This is a genomic window from Kluyvera sp. CHPC 1.251 (genome assembly GCF_036759945.1).
GTDB lineage: Bacteria > Pseudomonadota > Gammaproteobacteria > Enterobacterales > Enterobacteriaceae > Kluyvera > Kluyvera sichuanensis.
Genome location: NZ_JAPKIC010000008.1, coordinates 241,128 through 257,703, shown reverse-complemented (window position 1 = coordinate 257,703; position 16,576 = coordinate 241,128). Strand labels below are relative to the sequence as shown.

Annotated in this window: 19 protein-coding genes and 1 riboswitch; of the genes, 1 reads left to right on the top strand and 18 read right to left on the bottom strand. The window is 60.8% G+C overall.

Going from position 1 to position 16,576, the window contains the following annotated elements; all coding sequences use genetic code 11:
• Positions 1-150 precede the first annotated feature (150 nt).
• Genes V6940_RS16945 through V6940_RS16865 form a run of 17 tightly spaced genes read right to left on the bottom strand, consistent with a single transcriptional unit; the run spans position 151 to position 14,240 of the window.
• A complete protein-coding gene (locus V6940_RS16945; RefSeq protein WP_333496631.1) occupies positions 151-1,668 on the bottom strand; it encodes a cobyric acid synthase in 1,518 nt (505 codons plus the stop codon).
• The gene (locus V6940_RS16940) at positions 1,665-2,471 is read right to left on the bottom strand and encodes an energy-coupling factor ABC transporter ATP-binding protein (protein ID WP_333496630.1); all 807 of its coding nucleotides are present in this window, start codon (positions 2,469-2,471) and stop codon (positions 1,665-1,667) included. The genes V6940_RS16945 and V6940_RS16940 overlap by 4 nt, the downstream gene beginning before the upstream one ends.
• Positions 2,472-2,479: 8 nt before the next feature.
• Complete coding sequence (locus V6940_RS16935) at positions 2,480-3,157, bottom strand: energy-coupling factor ABC transporter transmembrane protein (RefSeq protein ID WP_333496633.1); 678 nt, start codon at positions 3,155-3,157, stop codon at positions 2,480-2,482.
• Positions 3,144-3,425: an energy-coupling factor ABC transporter substrate-binding protein gene (locus V6940_RS16930; protein WP_185667978.1), complete on the bottom strand. Its 282-nt coding sequence runs from the start codon at positions 3,423-3,425 to the stop codon at positions 3,144-3,146. Before V6940_RS16930 ends, V6940_RS16935 begins: the two co-directional genes overlap by 14 nt.
• A 1-nt stretch (position 3,426) precedes the next feature.
• Complete coding sequence (gene cbiM / locus V6940_RS16925) at positions 3,427-4,164, bottom strand: cobalt ECF transporter S component CbiM (RefSeq protein ID WP_333496629.1); 738 nt, start codon at positions 4,162-4,164, stop codon at positions 3,427-3,429.
• On the bottom strand, positions 4,161-4,874 hold the full coding sequence (locus tag V6940_RS16920; RefSeq protein ID WP_333496628.1) for a cobalt-factor II C(20)-methyltransferase: 714 nt from the start codon (positions 4,872-4,874) through the stop codon (positions 4,161-4,163). The genes cbiM and V6940_RS16920 overlap by 4 nt, the downstream gene beginning before the upstream one ends.
• Entirely contained in the window at positions 4,871-5,650 is a 780-nt protein-coding gene (gene cbiK / locus V6940_RS16915; RefSeq protein WP_333496627.1) for a sirohydrochlorin cobaltochelatase, read from the bottom strand. Before cbiK ends, V6940_RS16920 begins: the two co-directional genes overlap by 4 nt.
• On the bottom strand, positions 5,647-6,447 hold the full coding sequence (locus V6940_RS16910; protein WP_333496626.1) for a cobalt-precorrin-6A reductase: 801 nt from the start codon (positions 6,445-6,447) through the stop codon (positions 5,647-5,649). Before V6940_RS16910 ends, cbiK begins: the two co-directional genes overlap by 4 nt.
• Positions 6,444-7,169, bottom strand: a complete 726-nt coding sequence (locus V6940_RS16905) for a precorrin-3B C(17)-methyltransferase (RefSeq protein WP_220439955.1) — start codon at positions 7,167-7,169, stop codon at positions 6,444-6,446. Before V6940_RS16905 ends, V6940_RS16910 begins: the two co-directional genes overlap by 4 nt.
• Positions 7,163-8,224, bottom strand: a complete 1,062-nt coding sequence (gene cbiG / locus V6940_RS16900; protein ID WP_333496625.1) for a cobalt-precorrin 5A hydrolase — start codon at positions 8,222-8,224, stop codon at positions 7,163-7,165. The genes V6940_RS16905 and cbiG overlap by 7 nt, the downstream gene beginning before the upstream one ends.
• Positions 8,205-8,978, bottom strand: coding sequence for a cobalt-precorrin-4 methyltransferase (locus V6940_RS16895; protein ID WP_333496624.1), 774 nt, complete (start codon positions 8,976-8,978; stop codon positions 8,205-8,207). The genes cbiG and V6940_RS16895 overlap by 20 nt, the downstream gene beginning before the upstream one ends.
• Positions 8,971-9,540, bottom strand: a complete 570-nt coding sequence (locus V6940_RS16890; protein ID WP_333496623.1) for a decarboxylating cobalt-precorrin-6B (C(15))-methyltransferase — start codon at positions 9,538-9,540, stop codon at positions 8,971-8,973. Before V6940_RS16890 ends, V6940_RS16895 begins: the two co-directional genes overlap by 8 nt.
• Entirely contained in the window at positions 9,530-10,135 is a 606-nt protein-coding gene (locus V6940_RS16885; RefSeq protein ID WP_333496622.1) for a cobalt-precorrin-7 (C(5))-methyltransferase, read from the bottom strand. The genes V6940_RS16890 and V6940_RS16885 overlap by 11 nt, the downstream gene beginning before the upstream one ends.
• Complete coding sequence (gene cbiD, locus V6940_RS16880) at positions 10,129-11,268, bottom strand: cobalt-precorrin-5B (C(1))-methyltransferase CbiD (RefSeq protein ID WP_333496621.1); 1,140 nt, start codon at positions 11,266-11,268, stop codon at positions 10,129-10,131. Before cbiD ends, V6940_RS16885 begins: the two co-directional genes overlap by 7 nt.
• A complete protein-coding gene (locus V6940_RS16875; protein WP_333496620.1) occupies positions 11,265-11,900 on the bottom strand; it encodes a cobalt-precorrin-8 methylmutase in 636 nt (211 codons plus the stop codon). Before V6940_RS16875 ends, cbiD begins: the two co-directional genes overlap by 4 nt.
• 10 nt (positions 11,901-11,910) lie before the next feature.
• Positions 11,911-12,870 (bottom strand): adenosylcobinamide-phosphate synthase CbiB, encoded by a 960-nt coding sequence (cbiB, locus tag V6940_RS16870; protein ID WP_333496619.1) that lies wholly within the window; start codon positions 12,868-12,870, stop codon positions 11,911-11,913.
• A complete protein-coding gene (locus V6940_RS16865; protein ID WP_333496618.1) occupies positions 12,867-14,240 on the bottom strand; it encodes a cobyrinate a,c-diamide synthase in 1,374 nt (457 codons plus the stop codon). The genes cbiB and V6940_RS16865 overlap by 4 nt, the downstream gene beginning before the upstream one ends.
• 96 nt (positions 14,241-14,336) lie before the next feature.
• Positions 14,337-14,512: riboswitch (cobalamin riboswitch) on the bottom strand.
• 133 nt (positions 14,513-14,645) lie between these two features.
• Between V6940_RS16865 and V6940_RS16860 the strand changes: the two genes are divergently transcribed.
• Complete coding sequence (locus V6940_RS16860; protein WP_333496617.1) at positions 14,646-15,515, top strand: L-threonine kinase; 870 nt, start codon at positions 14,646-14,648, stop codon at positions 15,513-15,515.
• On the opposite strand, the gene cobD is transcribed toward V6940_RS16860, so the two are convergent.
• Positions 15,500-16,576: a threonine-phosphate decarboxylase CobD gene (gene cobD, locus V6940_RS16855; protein ID WP_333496616.1), complete on the bottom strand. Its 1,077-nt coding sequence runs from the start codon at positions 16,574-16,576 to the stop codon at positions 15,500-15,502. The genes V6940_RS16860 and cobD overlap by 16 nt on opposite strands.

Sequence of the window (16,576 nt, the reverse complement as noted above, 5' to 3'; positions counted from 1 at the left end):
GCTCGTCGGGCTCATAACCCGAAGGTCGTCGGTTCAAATCCGGCCCCCGCAACCAATTAAAATGACACCCATATGGGTGTTTTTTTTTGCCTGTCGTTCAGCCCTCACCGTTAATCTACGCCACCCTTTCGAATGGCGCATTCCCGCAAACTACGCCTCTTTATGCTCGCGCATAATCATATAAATCTTTTCGATATCAATATGCTGGCGCATTGATGCCGCCAGAATATCAAACTGCTGCGTCTTATAACGCGCATAGTGAAAATCATTATCCAGCGCCGCCAGTCCTTTACGCTCACGCAGGCCGTTGACCAACGTCCGGGTAAAATCATCGCTATCAAACAGGCCATGAAGGTAGGTGCCAAACGCCAGCCCGTCCTCACTGACCGCGCCGTCTGCGCTGTACTGGCCGTTTTTGCAGAGCTGCATCAGCGCACAGCCCGTGCCTGACGGCGTAGTCTCACCCATATGAATTTCATAGCCACGTAGCGATAGACCAGACACCGGTGCCAGCCAGCCCGGCAGCGCATCGTTAAGCGTCGCCGTCGCCTGAGTGGTGGTTTTCGTCGGCGCAAAACGCGTCACCACGTTCAGCAGTCCCAGGCCGGGCAGCGTCCCCAGCCCCGACTCAACGTCATCGATAAGCGTATCGCCGAGCATCTGATAGCCGCCGCAGATCCCCAGCACCGGCACACCCTGACGCTGCGCCAGTAAAATCGCGTGCGCCAGCCCGCTATCCTGCAACCACAGTAGATCGCCCAGCGTATTTTTACTGCCGGGCAGGATAACCAGATCAGCGCCGGACAAATCTTCCGCATGCCGCACGTAGCGCACCCGTACGTCCGGCTGGGCCGCCAGCGCGTTGAAGTCGGTAAAGTTGGAGATATGCGGCAGCTGTACCACCGCCACGTCAATCTCATAGGCGCCGGTATGACGGTATTTGCCCTTTTGCAGCGCCACGCCGTCCTCATCTTCCAGGTCAACGTCCAGCCACGGCATCACGCCCAATACCGGCACGTTAGTCAGCGCTTCAATCTGTTCAATACCGGAGTGCAGCAGCGAGACATCGCCGCGAAACTTATTGATAATCACCCCTTTCACCCGCGCCCGTTCGTGCTCGTGCAGCAGCGCCAGGGTGCCATAGATAGAGGCAAACACGCCGCCGCGATCGATATCGGCCACCAGAATCACCGGGCACTGTGCCATCTCGGCCATCCCCATATTGACGATATCGCGGTCGCGCAGATTGATTTCCGCCGGGCTGCCCGCCCCTTCCAGTACCAGCACGTCAAACTCGCTCGCCAGACTCTGGTAAACCGCCATGATCTGCTCGCGCAGCCGCGGCTTGTAATCGTGATAGCTGACGGCATCCATGCTGGTTGCCACCTCGCCCATCAGCACAATCTGCGCTTTGCGGTCGCTGGTTGGCTTGAGCAGAATCGGGTTCATCCGCACGTCTGGCGCGATGCCCGCCGCTTCAGCCTGAAAAATCTGTGCGCGCCCCATCTCTTTTCCATCCGGCGTAATGCCGGAGTTGAGCGCCATATTCTGCGATTTAAACGGCGCGGTGCGCAGGCCATCCTGATAGAAGATCCGGCACAGCCCCGCCACCAGCATACTTTTGCCAACATCAGAGGCGGTACCTTGCAGCATTATGGCCTGGGTCATCGATTTCCTCGTTCACGCATTTGACGGAAAAACTCCGCCTCGGTTTTACACAGCGGCAGCCCCAGCTCCGCATGCAGTTTCACCAGCCACGGCTGGCTCAGCCCCGCCTGTTCAATCAGCGCGGTACGGGCAAACACCTCGCCCGGCTCGCCCTCAGCCAGCACTTCGCCGTGGCGTAGCACGTACACCGCGTCGCTGACTTCATAAATTAAATCAATATCGTGGCTGGAAATCACCACATGATTACCCTGCGCCACGATACGCTTGATGATCTCAATCATCTGCGCGCGCCCGGAGGGGTCAAGCCCGGCGGTTGGCTCGTCCAGCAGCAGGTAGCGCGCTTGCAATACCAGCGCGCTGGCAACCGCCACCCGCTTTTTCTGCCCGTGACTCAGGCATTGAATGGGCTGTTGACGGAAGTGCTGGGCATCGACCAGCGTCAGCGCATCGTCCACCCGACGAGCAATCTCATCCTCCGCCACGCCGAGATTACGCAAGCTGAAAGCAATATCGCTATCGATATCGGTGTAGAAAATCTGCTGGTCCGGATCCTGAAATACGGTCGCTACCTGCTGGCGCAGCGCCAGCAGCCCGCGCTTGCTGTAGTCCAGCGGCTTGCCCTGCCACAGCACCGCGCCCTGCTGTGGGCGCAAAAGCCCGCTCAGATTCATAAACAGCGTCGATTTCCCGCAGCCGTTGGCCCCAACGAGGCCGGTGACGGCCTGGCGCGAGAAGTCCAGCGTCAGCCCTTTAAGCGTCGGTTCCTGCTGGTAGCGAAACCAGAGGTCAGTGGTAGCCAGCATGGCGTTCCTTAGAGGTGAAAATCACCCTGATACAGTTTGATATCCAGCACGGTACTCATCTGCTGATAGCGGATTAACACACGCGTAAACAGCAGGCTCACTAGCATCGCCAACGAGCGATAGCCCAGACGGACGTTACGATAACCAAAGCGCAGCGTCTGCGCCCGGTGAATCGCCATTGCCTCATCCAGCAGGATAAAGATAAAGCGCCAGGTCAGCAGGATCTGCTCGATCAACAGGCGCGGCACACGGCCGCGCTTAAGCAACACAATAAGCTGCGGGAACGGCAGATTGAGCACCAGCCAGAAGGTCGCTGACAATGCCGCCAGGCTGCGCCAGAAGGTCTCGTTGGCGGTCGCAAGCCCGCTGGCGGTGATGCCTAGCGAGAACGCACCTAGCGGCACGCTGACCAGCAGTGCGTGCGGGTCGCGGCTGACGCTAAAGATAATCGTCACCACGCCCACCAGCAGAAAGCCCAGCGGCAGCGCCATCCAGCGGAGCCAGCGCCACAGCGAGATGCGCAGCAGCCAGCAGGTAAAGCCTGCCGTCAGCGCCATCAGCAGCGCCTGCCCCAGCGGCGGCAGGCTAAAGGCCAGCACCATCATCAGCAGCCAGAGCAGAAACTTACGCTCTGGGGCGACGTGAAACCAGCGACTCTGATAGCTCAGCCGATCAAGCCCGGTCATCATTACGTTGGCGGCCCTTGTAGTAACCAAGAATATAGAAGATCACCGCCGCGCCGAGGGAGCCTTGCAGGGTAAACAGCAGGCTTTCAATTTCGCCGCTCGCCGGTTCATACAGCGGGTGGAACCACGGCTCATAGCCAGGATCGACGGCGGTAATCACGCCTTCAGCCTGATCGTCAGAGCCGCCGTATTCGCCACCGTGGTTGATAAAGAACGGCAGGATAACCAGCGCAATCACCATCGCCAGCAGGATTAATGTCTTTTTCATCTTAGCGTCCCTCAGTGGCGATCAGCTGTCGCTTGGTTAACTGGTCGTAGATCATCACCGTCAGCAAGCCTTCGGCAATGGCGATTGGAACCTGAGTCAGGCAGAAGATCCCCATAAATTTCAGGCTCGATCCCGCAAAGCCAGTCTGCGGATCCGGGAAGGCTACGCCCAACTGGAGAGAGGTGACAAAATAGGTCGCCAGATCCGCCAGCATCGCACACAGAAACACCGACACATCGCGGCGGAACCCGGACTTACAGGCCATTTTCCACACCAGATAGCCGACGATAGGCCCAATTACCGCCATCGACATACCGTTAGCGCCGAGCGTCGTCAGGCCACCGTGAGCCAACAGCAGCGCCTGGAACAGCAGAACGATAGCGCCGAGAATAGCCACCACGCCAGGCCCGAATAAGATCACCGCTAGCCCCACGCCGGTTGGGTGCGAGCAGCTACCGGTTACCGATGGGATTTTCAGCGCCGAAAGCACAAAGATAAACGCCCCGCACAGCGCCAGCAGCACCTTCTGGTTACTGTCCTCCTGCACGATACGACGCAGGCGCACCAGGCCGTACCACAGGCACGGCAGAAACAGCAGCCACCAGGCCAGCGCCCACATCGGCGGCAGAAACCCTTCCATGATGTGCATCGCAAAGGCTTCCTGCGGCACCACCAGCAGCAGTATCGCCGCCGCGAATCCGCTGAGCGACAGTCGCTTCAGCTGTTGTTCCAGTTTCATTGTCCTTGCTCCCACTGTTTATTCACCAGAATGGTGGAGAAATACGGCAACGGCAGGTCGTCAGCGACCTCGCCTAAATGCCGCCAGCACTGCTCGCCGGGCAGCGTCGCCTCGGCCATCAACAGCGCGTTATCCAATAAACCTGCTTTTGCCAGCAGCGCTTTGATGCGCGGGAAACGGCCATAGACTTTCATCAGCACCAGGCTGTCATGCTGTGCCAGCGCGCGTTCAATCTCGTCTTCCGGCGCGGTACAGGCCACCACCGCCAGCGACTGTTGCTCCATCGCCAGCGGCGTTTTGCTGCGGGCGGCAATAGCGGCGAAGGAGGTCACGCCGGGGACAATCTCCAGCCACTCCGGGCTGCCGATGCGCTGGAGTAAAAAGACCCAGGTGCTGAACAGCATCGCATCGCCGAGGGTGATAAAGCCGACGTTCTTCCCGGCTTCCACTTCACGCACCAGCGCCGCCGAGACATCGTCCCATACCGCCTCTTTTTCGGCGCTGTCGGCGCTCATGGGAAAGTGACAGCAGCGCACCTCGGTCTGCTCACCGAGGTATTCACGCACAATGGAGAGCGCCAGGCTGTCGCCGCCTTTGCGCCCTGCCGGGGCATAAAGAATATCCAGCGAGCCGAGAATGCGCGCGGCACGAACGGTAATCAGGTCAGACGCGCCCGGCCCGGTGCTCAGGGCATACAGTTTGCCGCTCATGCTGCCTCCAGAGACTGCTGCAGATGTTCAACGAACATGGCGCGCACCACCGGGTTTTCGCCCAGCCCGCACAGCCACGGCGTGGCCGGAATGCCCGCCGCGTTAAACAGCGTTTTCCACGAATCCTCTTCGTCAGAGGCCATGTCGTTGATGGCGTGATCGCCCGCCACCAGCATCAACGGCATCAGGTGTACGGCACTAACCCCCTCTTTGCTCATGCTCTCAATCAGCACGTCCACTTCCGGGTAGCTCTCTACCGCACCGACCCGCGCCGGGAAGCGCTGGGCGGTCATCATATGATCGAGACAGGCGTAAGCGGCAAAGGCGTGGTGGCTGGCACCGTGGCCCATAAACACCACTTTTTCGTTAGCGTTCAGCGCGGGCATCTGCTGGGTGAGCGCCTCCATCAGACGCACATAGTCGTCGTGGCCGCTCAGCAGCGGCGTGCCGAGCGTCAGGCGTTTGAACAGCGGGCGCAGGCTCTGCACTTCACGGGCGATTTTTTCGTATTCGTCGCCGTTGATGATGTGCAGCGACTGTACCGCCACATCGTCATAACCGAGGCCCGCGAGCTTTTGCAGCGCTTCCAGCGGCGTATCGGTTTCAATACCGTCGCGGGCTTTGAGCTTGCGGATGATCATTCCCGAGGTAAAAGCGCGGAACAGGTCACGGTCGGGGCAACTGGCCGCCAGTTCGCGTTCGCAGGCGACAATATTCTTCTCGCAGGTATCGTGGTAGCTGGTGCCGAAGCTCACCACCAGTAGGGCTTTTTTCATGCTTGATTCCTTTTGTCGTCGGCCTGCCAGCGCGCTAAACGCTCGGCAAAGGCGGACTGACTTTCCAGTAGTTCGTCGCCGGACACCAGCGGTGCCGGACGGGTAATCACAATGCAGGGAAGCCCGGCATCCAGGCAGGGCTGCACCTTTTCCTGATAACCGCCTTCCGCGCCGGAGGCTTTGGTCACCACCACGTCGGCGCGGCAGTGACGGTAAAACGCGGCGTTAAACTCGGCGCTGAACGGCGCGCAGATAGCAAAAATCTCGCCCACGCCAAAACCGAGGTCGGTGCACTGCTGCACCACGTTCGGCACCGGCAGCACACGGGCCAGTAGCGTTTTCTCCGGCAGCCCGGCGCGCCACAGCGCCAGATCTTTGCTGCCGGTGGTCAGCAGCACGCGCTGGCCCAGCGGTTTAATCCGTTCACAGGCTTCATCAATGCGGGTGACGTAGTGCAGTAGCGGGTGCGTCAGTTCATCCAGTTGATCCGGGCGCTGGTAGCGGCTCAGCAGTACGCCTGCTTCCGTACAGGCATCCAGCACGTTGCGGCTAACCGCTTCGGCGTAAGGATGAGAAGCGTCAATCACCCAGCGCGTACCGTGCTCGCGAAGCCAGGCCACCATTTCTGACTTTTCCAGACGCCCGCATCGCACTTGCCCCTGAATATCACCCGCTAGCGCCTCACCCGTGGGGGTGGCTACCGATACGGTGTAGCGCACCTGCGCGGCATCCAGTTGCAGGCAAAGCGCGCGTGCATCGCTGGTGCCGCCGACCACCAGCACATCGCCGAAACTCACAGCACGTAGCCTCGTGGTGTGATCATCAGGTCATCCTGCACGTAAGTGGTTTTGTTGCCGACGATGACCAGGCTGGTCATATCCACCGGTTCAAAGTCCATCGTGCCAAGCGTCGTCAGCCATTTTTCCTGCTTTTTACGCCCGGCGGACTTCACCACGCCGACCGGCGTATCGGCGCTTTTGACGGCGGAGAGCAGTTCAAAGGCGCGCGCCAGATGCCCTTCACGGCCTCGGCTGCGCGGGTTATAGAAGCAGATAACAAAGTCGGCTTCCCCGGCGGCGATAATACGTTTCTCAATCACCGGCCACGGGGTGAGCAGGTCACTCAGGCTGATATGGCAGAAGTCGTGCATCAGCGGCGCACCCAGCAGCGAGGCCGCGGCAATGCTGGCGGTCATCCCCGGGATCAGGCGCACTTCCACGTCCAGCTTCTGTTTGCTCACCAGCTCCAGCACCAGCCCCGCCATGCCGTAGATGCCTGCGTCGCCGCTGCTGATCAGCGCCACGTTGTGCCCCGCCTGCGCCAGCTCAATCGCCGCCTGGCAGCGTTCGATCTCTTTGCACATGCCGGTTTTGATCACCTGCTTGTCGCCAGTAAAGGCCTTCACCAGATGGGTATAGGTTTTGTAGCCAACGACGATTTCCGCCGCCTGCAGCGCCTCGACGGCTTCCATGGTCATCATGGCCTGCGAGCCAGGGCCGATTCCGATTACGCTTAACATCTGTCTGTCACTCCCAAGGTAATGGTGATGCCCTGTTCACGCAGGGTCTCGCCTAATAGATTTCCGTTACTCATCCGCCACGCTGACGGACCAGAAACGCTGCCCACCCCGACCGTCTGCTTCACAAACAGCGAGGAGGGAAAACGGTGTTCGTGCTCGCACAGGGCGGCCACGCTAAAAATGTCGAACGGCACATCGAGATTGCTCGCCAGCTGTATCAGCCCCAGTTCATCCTGCTTCACGACAATGCTGCCAATAGCTTTCAGCGCCAGCGGGTCGAGGTGATGCGCGTCGAGCTGACGATGGAGCAGCTCGCTTATCAGCGCGCAGGGCGTTCCACGGCGACAGCCGATACCCGCCACGATGCGCTGTGGCACCAGCTTCCAGTGCGGCACTGGCAATTCCGGCAGCGTGTCGCGCAAGGTGATGCACACCAGCGCGTCCAACGACTGGAGCGCGCTAAGGTCGGTCACGGTGATAAACCCACGCCGGTCGCAGCGGCTCACCGCCTCCGTCAGCGACTCATCCCACCACAGCCCCACGCGCTGCTGGCTAACCAGCATTTGGTTGACGGTTTTCACCGCCGAGCGGAAGTCGTGCATCCGCGCATTGAGCTGGCAGGCCAGCGTATCCAGCGCCGCCACGTCGTTGACGTCGGTCGCGGTAGTGATAACCGGGTCAACGCCGAGAATGCCCGCCAGATGCCGGGCGAGGTCATTCGCCCCGCCGATATGCCCGGAGAGCAGGCTGATAACGTGCTGGCCGCGTTCGTCAATCACCACCACCGCCGGATCGTGGAATTTATCCACCAGCAGCGGCGCAATAACGCGCACCGTAATGCCGGTCGCGCCGATAAAAATCAGCGCCGTATCGCGGTGAAACGCCTGGCCGACGCTGGCGGCAAAGCTGCCGTCAAACGATTCAAACCCCGGCTCCACTAGCGCTTCGCGGGTATAGCAGGTCATTGGCAGCGCGGCGCGAAGCCGTTTTGCCAGCGCCACGCCGCCGGGGGTCAGGCAGAACAGCGCAATGCGCTCAGGCTTTGCGGTATTCATGGCTAAAATCTGCGGCGTAGAGACGCGAGTAGTGGTACTCCTCGCCGAGGAAGTCGCCGACCAGAATCAGCGCCGTTTTGCGAATATCGGCGTCGCGCACTTTGTCGGAGATATCCGTCAGCGTGCCGCGTACGGTCTGGCTCTCGGGCCAGGTAGCCTTGTAAATCACCGCCACCGGCGTGGTCGCCGGGTAGCCGCCGTCAATCAGCCGCTCGGCGACTTTGTTGATGCGCTGCACGGAGAGGTAAATCGCCATCGAGGTGCGGTGCTGGGCAAAGGACTCCAGTTGCTCGCGTTCCGGCACCGGAGTACGCCCTTCAAGACGAGTGATAATGAGGCTCTGCGAGACTTCCGGCACCGTATACTCCACGCCCAGCTCCGCCGCCGCGCCGAGAAACGCGCTCACGCCCGGCACCACCTGCCAGTCAATGCCGCGACGAGTCAGCTCTTCGCCCTGCTCACGCACCGAACCGTACAGCGACACGTCGCCCGTTTGCAGGCGCACCACCGTTTTTCCGGCCTTCACGCCCGCTTCCATCAGGTCGAGAATTTGTTCAAGATGCAGCTCAGCGCTGTCGTGGCACTCGGCCTCTGCCGGGCAGTAGCTCAGCAGTTCGGGGTTAATCAGCGAACCGGCGTAAATCACCACCTGCGCCTGTTGCAGCAGGCGATAGCCTTTCAGGGTGATAAGCTCGCGGTCACCGGGACCAGCGCCCACAAACCAGACGCTGCGGGGGTCAAAGGCTTCAGCCATGATGTTCTTCCTTCTGACAGGCGATAACAAAAACGGGATTATTCGGTTTGAAGTAGTGGCCGCTGCCGAGGGCGGTCATGGCGGAAACACTCAACTGCTGGCAGTCCAGCGCCGCGACATTTGCCTGGCGCAGATGGTCCAGCGCCTCATGCAGGTTCTCCTGCAAAATAAAGGTCATCACCAGCCGTCCACCAGGGCGAAGATGATGCAGCGACCAGTCAATCAGCGCCCGCAAATGGCCGCCGCTGCCGCCCATAAAAATGGCGTCGGCAGGTTCGACGGCAACCTCAGGCGCTTCGCCGGCCACAACGTTGATATTGCCGCAGGCAAAGCGTTCGCAGTTTTCCGCCAGCAGGCGCAGCGCTGGCGGGTTACGTTCAATGGCGGTAACGGTAAGCGTGGGGTTTTGCAGCGACGCCTCAATGGAGACGCTGCCGGTGCCAGCCCCAATATCAATCAGGTGGCTCACCCGGTGCAGCTCCAGCTTCGCCAGCGCCAGCGCACGCACCGCCTCTTTGGTCATCGGCACCTTTTCACCGCGTAAAAACAGCTCATCTTTCATCGAGGATCACCACCGTGTTCATCTCATAATCGTTCTCCACGGCGCTGACCGGCAGCCAGTGGATGCGTTCGTTGTCCTGCGCCAGGTTCTCGCCAATCACCATCCAGCGATGCCCTTTGCCACGCGCCACCAGCGCCGCGGCGATGGCTTTCGGGCCACAGCGTTTATCGGTGACCATCGCCACTTTGCGATGGCTCGCCAGCATGTCGAAGTCCACCTCGCGCCCGTGGCTGCTGGTCAGCCACATATCGTTCATATCAATGCCTGCCTGCGCGCACAGGTACTGCACGGCGCTGACGCCGGGGATCACCCGCACGTTTTCACGGCCAAAATGGGCGATAAGCCGGGTACCGATGCCGTAAAACAGCGGGTCGCCGGAAGCCAGCACCACCACGTTTTGTGCCTGCCGTTCCTCAATCCACGCCAGCACCTGGGCAATGTTGGCCCCCAGCGGGCAGCGCTCGCCGCCGAACGCCGGAAACTGCGCCAGATGGCGCACGCCGCCCACCAGCGCATCGGCCTGCTTTACCGCATCGGCGGCCAGCGGCGTCATCAGCTGTACGCCAGCCGGTCCCATTCCGACGACGGTTAACATTGCATATCCTTGACGATCTCGTTGACCGGGCGGTTGCTGCCGAGGATCTGGTTATCAAAGGCAAACATGATGGCATCGCAGATGGGCGGGTTTTGCGTGAAGCGCAGCCGCTCCAGTACGCGCTGGCAGATGCGTTCGGCAAGGTGGTTGTAAATTTTCTGGAAGCCGTAAGCGTCGATATGCTCCATGGCGGCTTCGGTGGTGTCGCACTCGCTCACCAGGGTGAGCAACTCAAGCGGTGCGCCGAGCAGCGCCAGATGGGCCACCAGCGTTTCCATGCGTCCGTCGGCGATATGGCTGTGGGTATGGAATATTCCGGCGGCGATTTTAACCAGCTTGCCGGGGTGGCCAATCAGCACAATCTGGCGAAAGCCAAGGCGCACCGACTCTTCAATCATGTAGCCGACGAAGTTGCTCATGGTAACCACCACCTGCGAGTCAATGCCCATCTGCTCGCGTACGAAGCGCTCACCGTGGTTGCCCGGCACCAGTACCACGCGTTCCAGCCCGGCAGCGCGCTTCATCTCCAGCTCCAGCGCCAGCGAGCGCTTCCAGCTCTCTTCCGACATCGGCGTCACGATGCCGGTGGTGCCAATAATCGAAATGCCACCCAGAATGCCCAGCCGCGAGTTATAGGTTTTCTTCGCCCGCTCTTCCCCTTCCGGGGCAAAAATTTCCACCTCGGCGCCACGCGCCGGGCCAATCGCCTCACGGACGGCGGTTTCAATGGTGTGTCGCGGGGTGCGATTAATCGCCGCGCTGCCGATGGGCAGCCCGATACCTTTACGGGTGACGGTGCCAACACCCTCGCCGCCGCGCAGGGTAATTTCACCGCTGTCGTTGACGGTGACGCGAGCAAAAATCAGCATTCCGTGGGTGGCGTCGATATCATCGCCACCGTCTTTGCGGATGGCGGCAATACCCTGCTGGCCTTCGACGTGCGGTGATTCAACGTTCAGGTTCAGCGTCACGCCCGACGGCGTAACAATCGAGACCTGGTGAATCAGGTGCTGGCGCATCACCATCAGCGCGGCGACTTTCGCCGCCGCCGTGGCGCTGGAGCCGGTGGTATAGCCTTTACGCAGCGCTTTGCCGTTATGCCACACCGGGGCGTCGAAGGTGGGTTCGCTCATCGCGCCCCCTGCAAGTGGTAAAGAATGGCGTTAACGATCGCCGCCGCGACGTTGCTGCCGCCTTTACGCCCCAGTGCAGCAATGCCCGGCAGGCTGCTTTTGCTCAGCGCCTCTTTGGATTCTGCCGCACCGACGAAGCCAACGGGTACGCCAATCACCCCGCCAATTTCCAGCCCTTGATGCTCCATCAGGCGGAACAGCGCGGTCGGCGCGTTACCGAAGACGAACACCTTGTCGCCCTCTTCTTTGGCCGCAATATCCACCGCCGCCATCGAGCGGGTAATACCCTGCGCTTTGGCCTCGCGCACTACGCGCGGGTCGCTGATGTAGCAGCGGCATTCACCGCCGAAGGTTGCCAGCAGATTCTTATTAATGCCGGAGAGCGCCATGGTGGTGTCGGTGTAGAGCGTGCACGGGCGGCTCAGCGCGTCGCACAGGTGGGTTAATGCATCCGGCGAGAACCACAGAATATCCAGCCACTCGAAGTCGGCGGTGGTGTGGATCACCCGTTTGATAATCGCTTCGTGCAGCGGGCTGGCAAAACGATACTCAGGGCGCGTGTCGGCGATAATCTCGCTGATTATCTCGAAGCTCTTGCTCTCAATCGCTTGCGGTTGCTGGATATAGTTCATGCAGTACTCCTCAGGCCGCGCCGATGAGCCAGAACCTGACTGCCATAAACAGCAGCAGGGCCAGCGTTGACGCTACCCACATCAGTCGAATCGTTCGGGAAATATCATCAATGGCAATCGGGCGATGTTCGTCGCCAATCCACGGCTTGTTCACCCGCTCGCCAAAATAGTCGTTTGGGCCGCCAAGGCGAATGCCCAGCGCCCCGGCGACGGCCGCTTCCGACCAGGCGCAGTTAGGGCTGCTGTGATTTTTACGATCGCGCCAGCCGATACGCAGCGCGCGCATGCCGTTATCGCGGCAAACAAAGGCAGCAAGGCCAATCAACAGCCAGCTCAGGCGAGCGGGAATGAAGTTCGCCACATCGTCGAGGCGTGCGCTCACCATGCCTATCGCCCGGTATTTTTCATGCTTGTAGCCCACCATCGAATCGAGGGTATTGACCGCTTTGTAGGCCATTGCCAACGGTGCGCCGCCAAGCAGCAGGAAGAAGAGCGGCGCGATAATGCCGTCGACGGTGTTTTCCGCCACCGTCTCTACCACCGCGCGGTTAATTTGTTCCGGCTGTAGCTGCGACGTATCGCGCCCGACAATCCACGACAGCTTGATGCGGCTTTCAGCGAGGTCGCCTGCCCGCAGAGGGCGTTCGACCGCCTGCGCCGACTGTGCCAGGCAGCGCCCGGCCAGCACGGTGAAAATCATCCATACCTCGACGCCCCAGCCCAGCCAAGGATGCACGCGCGCGGCGAGGTGCAGCACGCCCCAGGAAACGGCGTAGGTCAGCCCTACCACCACCAGCCACATCACCCCGCCGCCGATGCGCAGGGCAAGGTCGGAATGGCAAAGACGGCGCACAACGCGCTGCACGACGGTAATCAGGTTGCCTATCCAGCGCACCGGATGCGGCCAGTTTTGTGGGTCACCGATAATGAAATCGAGCACCCACGCCAGACACCAGGCCAGCAGCGTCATTGGGCGCTCCTTGCCGCGGCAAACCAGTGGTTGAGCATCGACGGATTCTGGGCGAAATGGAGGTGCAGATAGCTGGCAAAGGTATTCCCGCGCTGCCAGCCGCCGGACCACTGCTGGAGCACCGCGCCGTCGCGAGTTTTGTGGCACGCCATTACCGCTGGGGTGCTCGCGGTGAAATCGGAGTAGTGGAATTCGTGGCCGCGCAGCACATCGCCGGGGGCAGCAAGCAGCGTCTGCTGCAATGCCTGCGCTTCGCAGTAGCCAAAGCGGGTTAGTCGGGTACCCATTTTGCTGTGGCCGGGCAGGATATCGGCCATCGCGTGAATCTCACCGTTTTTATCTTCCAGCGTGGTGCCAAGGTACATCAGGCCGCCGCACTCGGCATAAATCGCCACGCCGCTCGCGTGCGCAGCGCGCAGTTGGGCCAGCATCGGCTTGTTGCCTGCGAGCACCTGGGCGTGCAGTTCTGGGTAGCCGCCGCCGAGCCAGATCATCTGGCACTCGGGCAGGCGCTCATCGTGCAGTGGGCTGAAGCGCACAATCTTCACGCCAGCCCGCGCCAGCAGCGCGAGATTGTCCGGGTAGTAGAAATTGAAGGCTTCATCGTCGGCAAGTGCAAGGTTCAGCCCCTCACCGCAAAGCGGCTCCGGCGGCCACTGACCGGCGGGCAGCACGCTCAGTTCAGTGAGTTCCAGTAGCCTGTCGATATCCAGCGTACGGGACAGCGTCGCAGCAAAATCCTGCCACGGTTGCTTATCAATCGCGGATTCACGGGCGGTCACCAGCCCCAGATGACGTTCGGGCAGCGCCACGCCTTCCGCGCGCGGCACGTAGCCCAGCACTGGCTGCGAGCAGTAGCGTTCGATGGCGCTTTTCAGCAACTGGAAATGGCTTTCGCTGTTGACGCGGTTAACGATAACGCCCGCAATATTGAGGCTCGGGTCGAAGTGCTGGAAGCCCATCACCGTGGCGGCAATGGAGGTGGAGACCGCTTTGCCGTCGACCAGCAAAATCACCGGGCAGCCGAGCTGTTTGGCCATCGCCGCGCTGCTGCAGTAGTTGGGGTCGGTGCCGTAGCCGTCGTACAGCCCCATTACGCCTTCAATCACGGCGATATCGGCCTGCTGCATATGTTCGCTGAACAGCGCATTAAGGATGGAGGGGGGCAACATGAAAGCGTCGAGGTTGCGGGAAGCAACGCCACACAGCGCGGTGTGCCAGCCGGTATCGAGGTAGTCCGGCCCCACTTTATAGGGCTGAACCCGCAGGCCACGCTGCTGAAGCAGCGTCAGCAGGCCGAGCGCCACCGTGGTTTTCCCACAGCCGCTACCGGTGCCGGCGAGAACGAATGCATGCTGTCTGGTTGCCATACCCTAACCCTGTTCAGGGTGGATTTTGGGTATAGCCGCGCGCGCGCCCGGCCTGACGACCGTGCGACGCAAAGCAACCCGCTTCCCACCGAAGCTGTTGAAATAAATCAACAGGCAGGTCTTCTGGCTTAGCGTCATCCTCACCCGGCCTTCCCGATCGGTCGATCAGTGGTCATTACGGGGTCGTCAGCATCACAGCAGCGGGGGCTGCGGAGGGTTTACACCTCCTTCCCTGGCACATAACATGCCAAACCTGTTGATTGCAGATTTATGCCGACACGATGGCCCGCATAAAACAAAAGCAGGTTACTCTAGCGCCCCGGTAAAATGATTTCGTTGCGCTGCGACAATACCGGTATATTTATTTACGGTAGTTATATTTGGAACCACAAGGCAAGGGAAATCATGAGCGTTGCGCGCTGTCCGGGCTCCTGCGGAGAGCTGATTCAGGGCTGGATTCTGGGCAGTGAAAAGCTGGTCTCCTGCCCAATAGACTGGTTCAGCACGGTGGAAGTGCGCCGGGGAACGCCGCGTCCTGATGAACGCCCGCTGACGCGCCGCATGGTCAATACCCTGCTTGCCCACTGGAATTATCCCCTCGCCCTGAGCCAGACGCTACGCATTGAAGTGGACTCGACGCTGCCGATTGCCAAAGGGATGGCGAGCAGCACCGCCGACATTGCCGCGACCGCACTTGCCACCGCAATGCACCTGGGCCATTCACTCAGTGAATCCGAACTCGCCACGCTCTGCGTCTCGCTTGAGCCAACGGACAGCACCCTGTTCCGCGCGCTGACGCTGTTCGACCACCACCATGCGCGCACGCAGATTGCCTGCGCGCCTGCGCCTGATTTCGATCTACTTATCCTGGAAAGCCCGCTGATGCTGCGTACCGCCGACTATCACCGCCTGCCGCGCGAGGCCGCGCTCACGGCCAGCGCCAGTGCACTGCAGTTGGCCTGGGAAAAGGTGCAGGCCGCCTGCGACAGCAACAGCGCCAGCCTGATGGGGGAAGCCGCGACGCTCAGCGCCATCGCCAGCCAGACGCTGTTACCTAAGCCGGGCTTTGACACGCTTTTAGGGGTAGTAGAGTCGTGCGGATTATACGGCCTGAACGTGGCCCATAGCGGCAGCGTGGTCGGGCTGATGCTCGACCGTCGCCGTCACGATGTGGAGTATGTGAAATGGTCGCTGGCGCACAGCGGGCTCGCTGAAATCTGGCCGCAGCAGCACCTGCTAAAAGCGGTGGCAGGCGGGGTTCAGCCCAACACCTGATGCAGCGCGCCCAGCAGTTGCTGGTTTTCCACCTCGCTGCGAATCGCCACGCGGAAATAGCGCCCATCCAGCCCCGGATAGTTGGCGCAGCTGCGGATTAAAATTCGCCGTTGCAGCAGCGCAAACTGCAGTTCAATCTCCGCACGTTCGCAGCGCAGGAACAGATAGTTGGCCCTGCCCGGATAAACCTTCAGCCCCGAAATATTCTCCAGCGCCCGATAAAACCGCGCCCCTTCCTTATCCAGCCAACGCCATGTGGTCTGTTGATACTCATGGTCGTTAAGCACAATTTCTCCGGCCAACGCCGCAAAGGCGTTAATCGACCACGGCATCTGATGCCGACGTAGCCGCGCTACCGCCCGTTCGTCGCTGTTGAGCAAATAGCCCAGACGCAGGCCGGGAATGGCATAAAATTTGGTCAGCGAGCGCAGCACCCAGATATGCGGGTTTTGCGCGAGCAGCGGAATAAAGCCCTGCTCACCGGGAATAAAATCGATAAAGGCTTCGTCGAGAATCAGCGCAATATTCAGCCTCCGACAGCATTCGGCCACCGCGAGCAGCAGCGAGCGCTCCGGCAGCAGCCCGGTCGGGTTATTCGGCGTGCAGAGAAACAGGCAATCCAGCTCGGGGGTGAGCGCATCAAGCAGACGTGAGGTCAGCTGCCAGCCGTCCTCTTCGCGAAGCGCAAAGGTGTCAATCGCGCAGTCGATGGTTTCCAGCGCCCGGCGATACTCAGCAAAGCCCGGAGCAACCACCATCGCCCGCTTAGGCTTCAGACCATGCACGAGGGTAAAAATGGATTCGGTTTCGCCGTTGCCCGCCAGACACCACGCCGCAGGCACGCCGTGGTGCGACGCCAGCGCCTGATGTAGCTGCTGGTAGTCAACGTCCGGGTAGCGCTCGGCGCAGGCAAGCTGGGCAACGATAGCCTGCTTCAGGCTTTCGGGCATGCCCAGCGGATTGATATTGGCGCTGAAGTCCAGCAACTGGTCGGCGCGCAGGCCCATCAGCGCCGCCGCTTCGCGCGTGTTGCCGCCGTGGGCGCTTTTCAGGCGAGACAT

What these genes read in the sequence shown, in the direction of transcription:
- V6940_RS16945 (WP_333496631.1), bottom strand. Translation starts at nt 1,668, where the DNA reads ATGACCCAGGCCATAATGCTGCAAGGTACCGCCTCTGATGTTGGCAAA.
- V6940_RS16940 (WP_333496630.1), bottom strand. Translation starts at nt 2,471, where the DNA reads ATGCTGGCTACCACTGACCTCTGGTTTCGCTACCAGCAGGAACCGACG.
- V6940_RS16935 (WP_333496633.1), bottom strand. Translation starts at nt 3,157, where the DNA reads ATGACCGGGCTTGATCGGCTGAGCTATCAGAGTCGCTGGTTTCACGTC.
- V6940_RS16930 (WP_185667978.1), bottom strand. Translation starts at nt 3,425, where the DNA reads ATGAAAAAGACATTAATCCTGCTGGCGATGGTGATTGCGCTGGTTATC.
- cbiM (WP_333496629.1), bottom strand. Translation starts at nt 4,164, where the DNA reads ATGAAACTGGAACAACAGCTGAAGCGACTGTCGCTCAGCGGATTCGCG.
- V6940_RS16920 (WP_333496628.1), bottom strand. Translation starts at nt 4,874, where the DNA reads ATGAGCGGCAAACTGTATGCCCTGAGCACCGGGCCGGGCGCGTCTGAC.
- cbiK (WP_333496627.1), bottom strand. Translation starts at nt 5,650, where the DNA reads ATGAAAAAAGCCCTACTGGTGGTGAGCTTCGGCACCAGCTACCACGAT.
- V6940_RS16905 (WP_220439955.1), bottom strand. Translation starts at nt 7,169, where the DNA reads ATGTTAAGCGTAATCGGAATCGGCCCTGGCTCGCAGGCCATGATGACC.
- cbiG (WP_333496625.1), bottom strand. Translation starts at nt 8,224, where the DNA reads ATGAATACCGCAAAGCCTGAGCGCATTGCGCTGTTCTGCCTGACCCCC.
- V6940_RS16895 (WP_333496624.1), bottom strand. Translation starts at nt 8,978, where the DNA reads ATGGCTGAAGCCTTTGACCCCCGCAGCGTCTGGTTTGTGGGCGCTGGT.
- V6940_RS16890 (WP_333496623.1), bottom strand. Translation starts at nt 9,540, where the DNA reads ATGAAAGATGAGCTGTTTTTACGCGGTGAAAAGGTGCCGATGACCAAA.
- V6940_RS16885 (WP_333496622.1), bottom strand. Translation starts at nt 10,135, where the DNA reads ATGTTAACCGTCGTCGGAATGGGACCGGCTGGCGTACAGCTGATGACG.
- cbiD (WP_333496621.1), bottom strand. Translation starts at nt 11,268, where the DNA reads ATGAGCGAACCCACCTTCGACGCCCCGGTGTGGCATAACGGCAAAGCG.
- V6940_RS16875 (WP_333496620.1), bottom strand. Translation starts at nt 11,900, where the DNA reads ATGAACTATATCCAGCAACCGCAAGCGATTGAGAGCAAGAGCTTCGAG.
- cbiB (WP_333496619.1), bottom strand. Translation starts at nt 12,870, where the DNA reads ATGACGCTGCTGGCCTGGTGTCTGGCGTGGGTGCTCGATTTCATTATC.
- V6940_RS16865 (WP_333496618.1), bottom strand. Translation starts at nt 14,240, where the DNA reads ATGGCAACCAGACAGCATGCATTCGTTCTCGCCGGCACCGGTAGCGGC.
- V6940_RS16860 (WP_333496617.1), top strand. Translation starts at nt 14,646, where the DNA reads ATGAGCGTTGCGCGCTGTCCGGGCTCCTGCGGAGAGCTGATTCAGGGC.
- cobD (WP_333496616.1), bottom strand. Translation starts at nt 16,576, where the DNA reads ATGTCTCGCCTGAAAAGCGCCCACGGCGGCAACACGCGCGAAGCGGCG.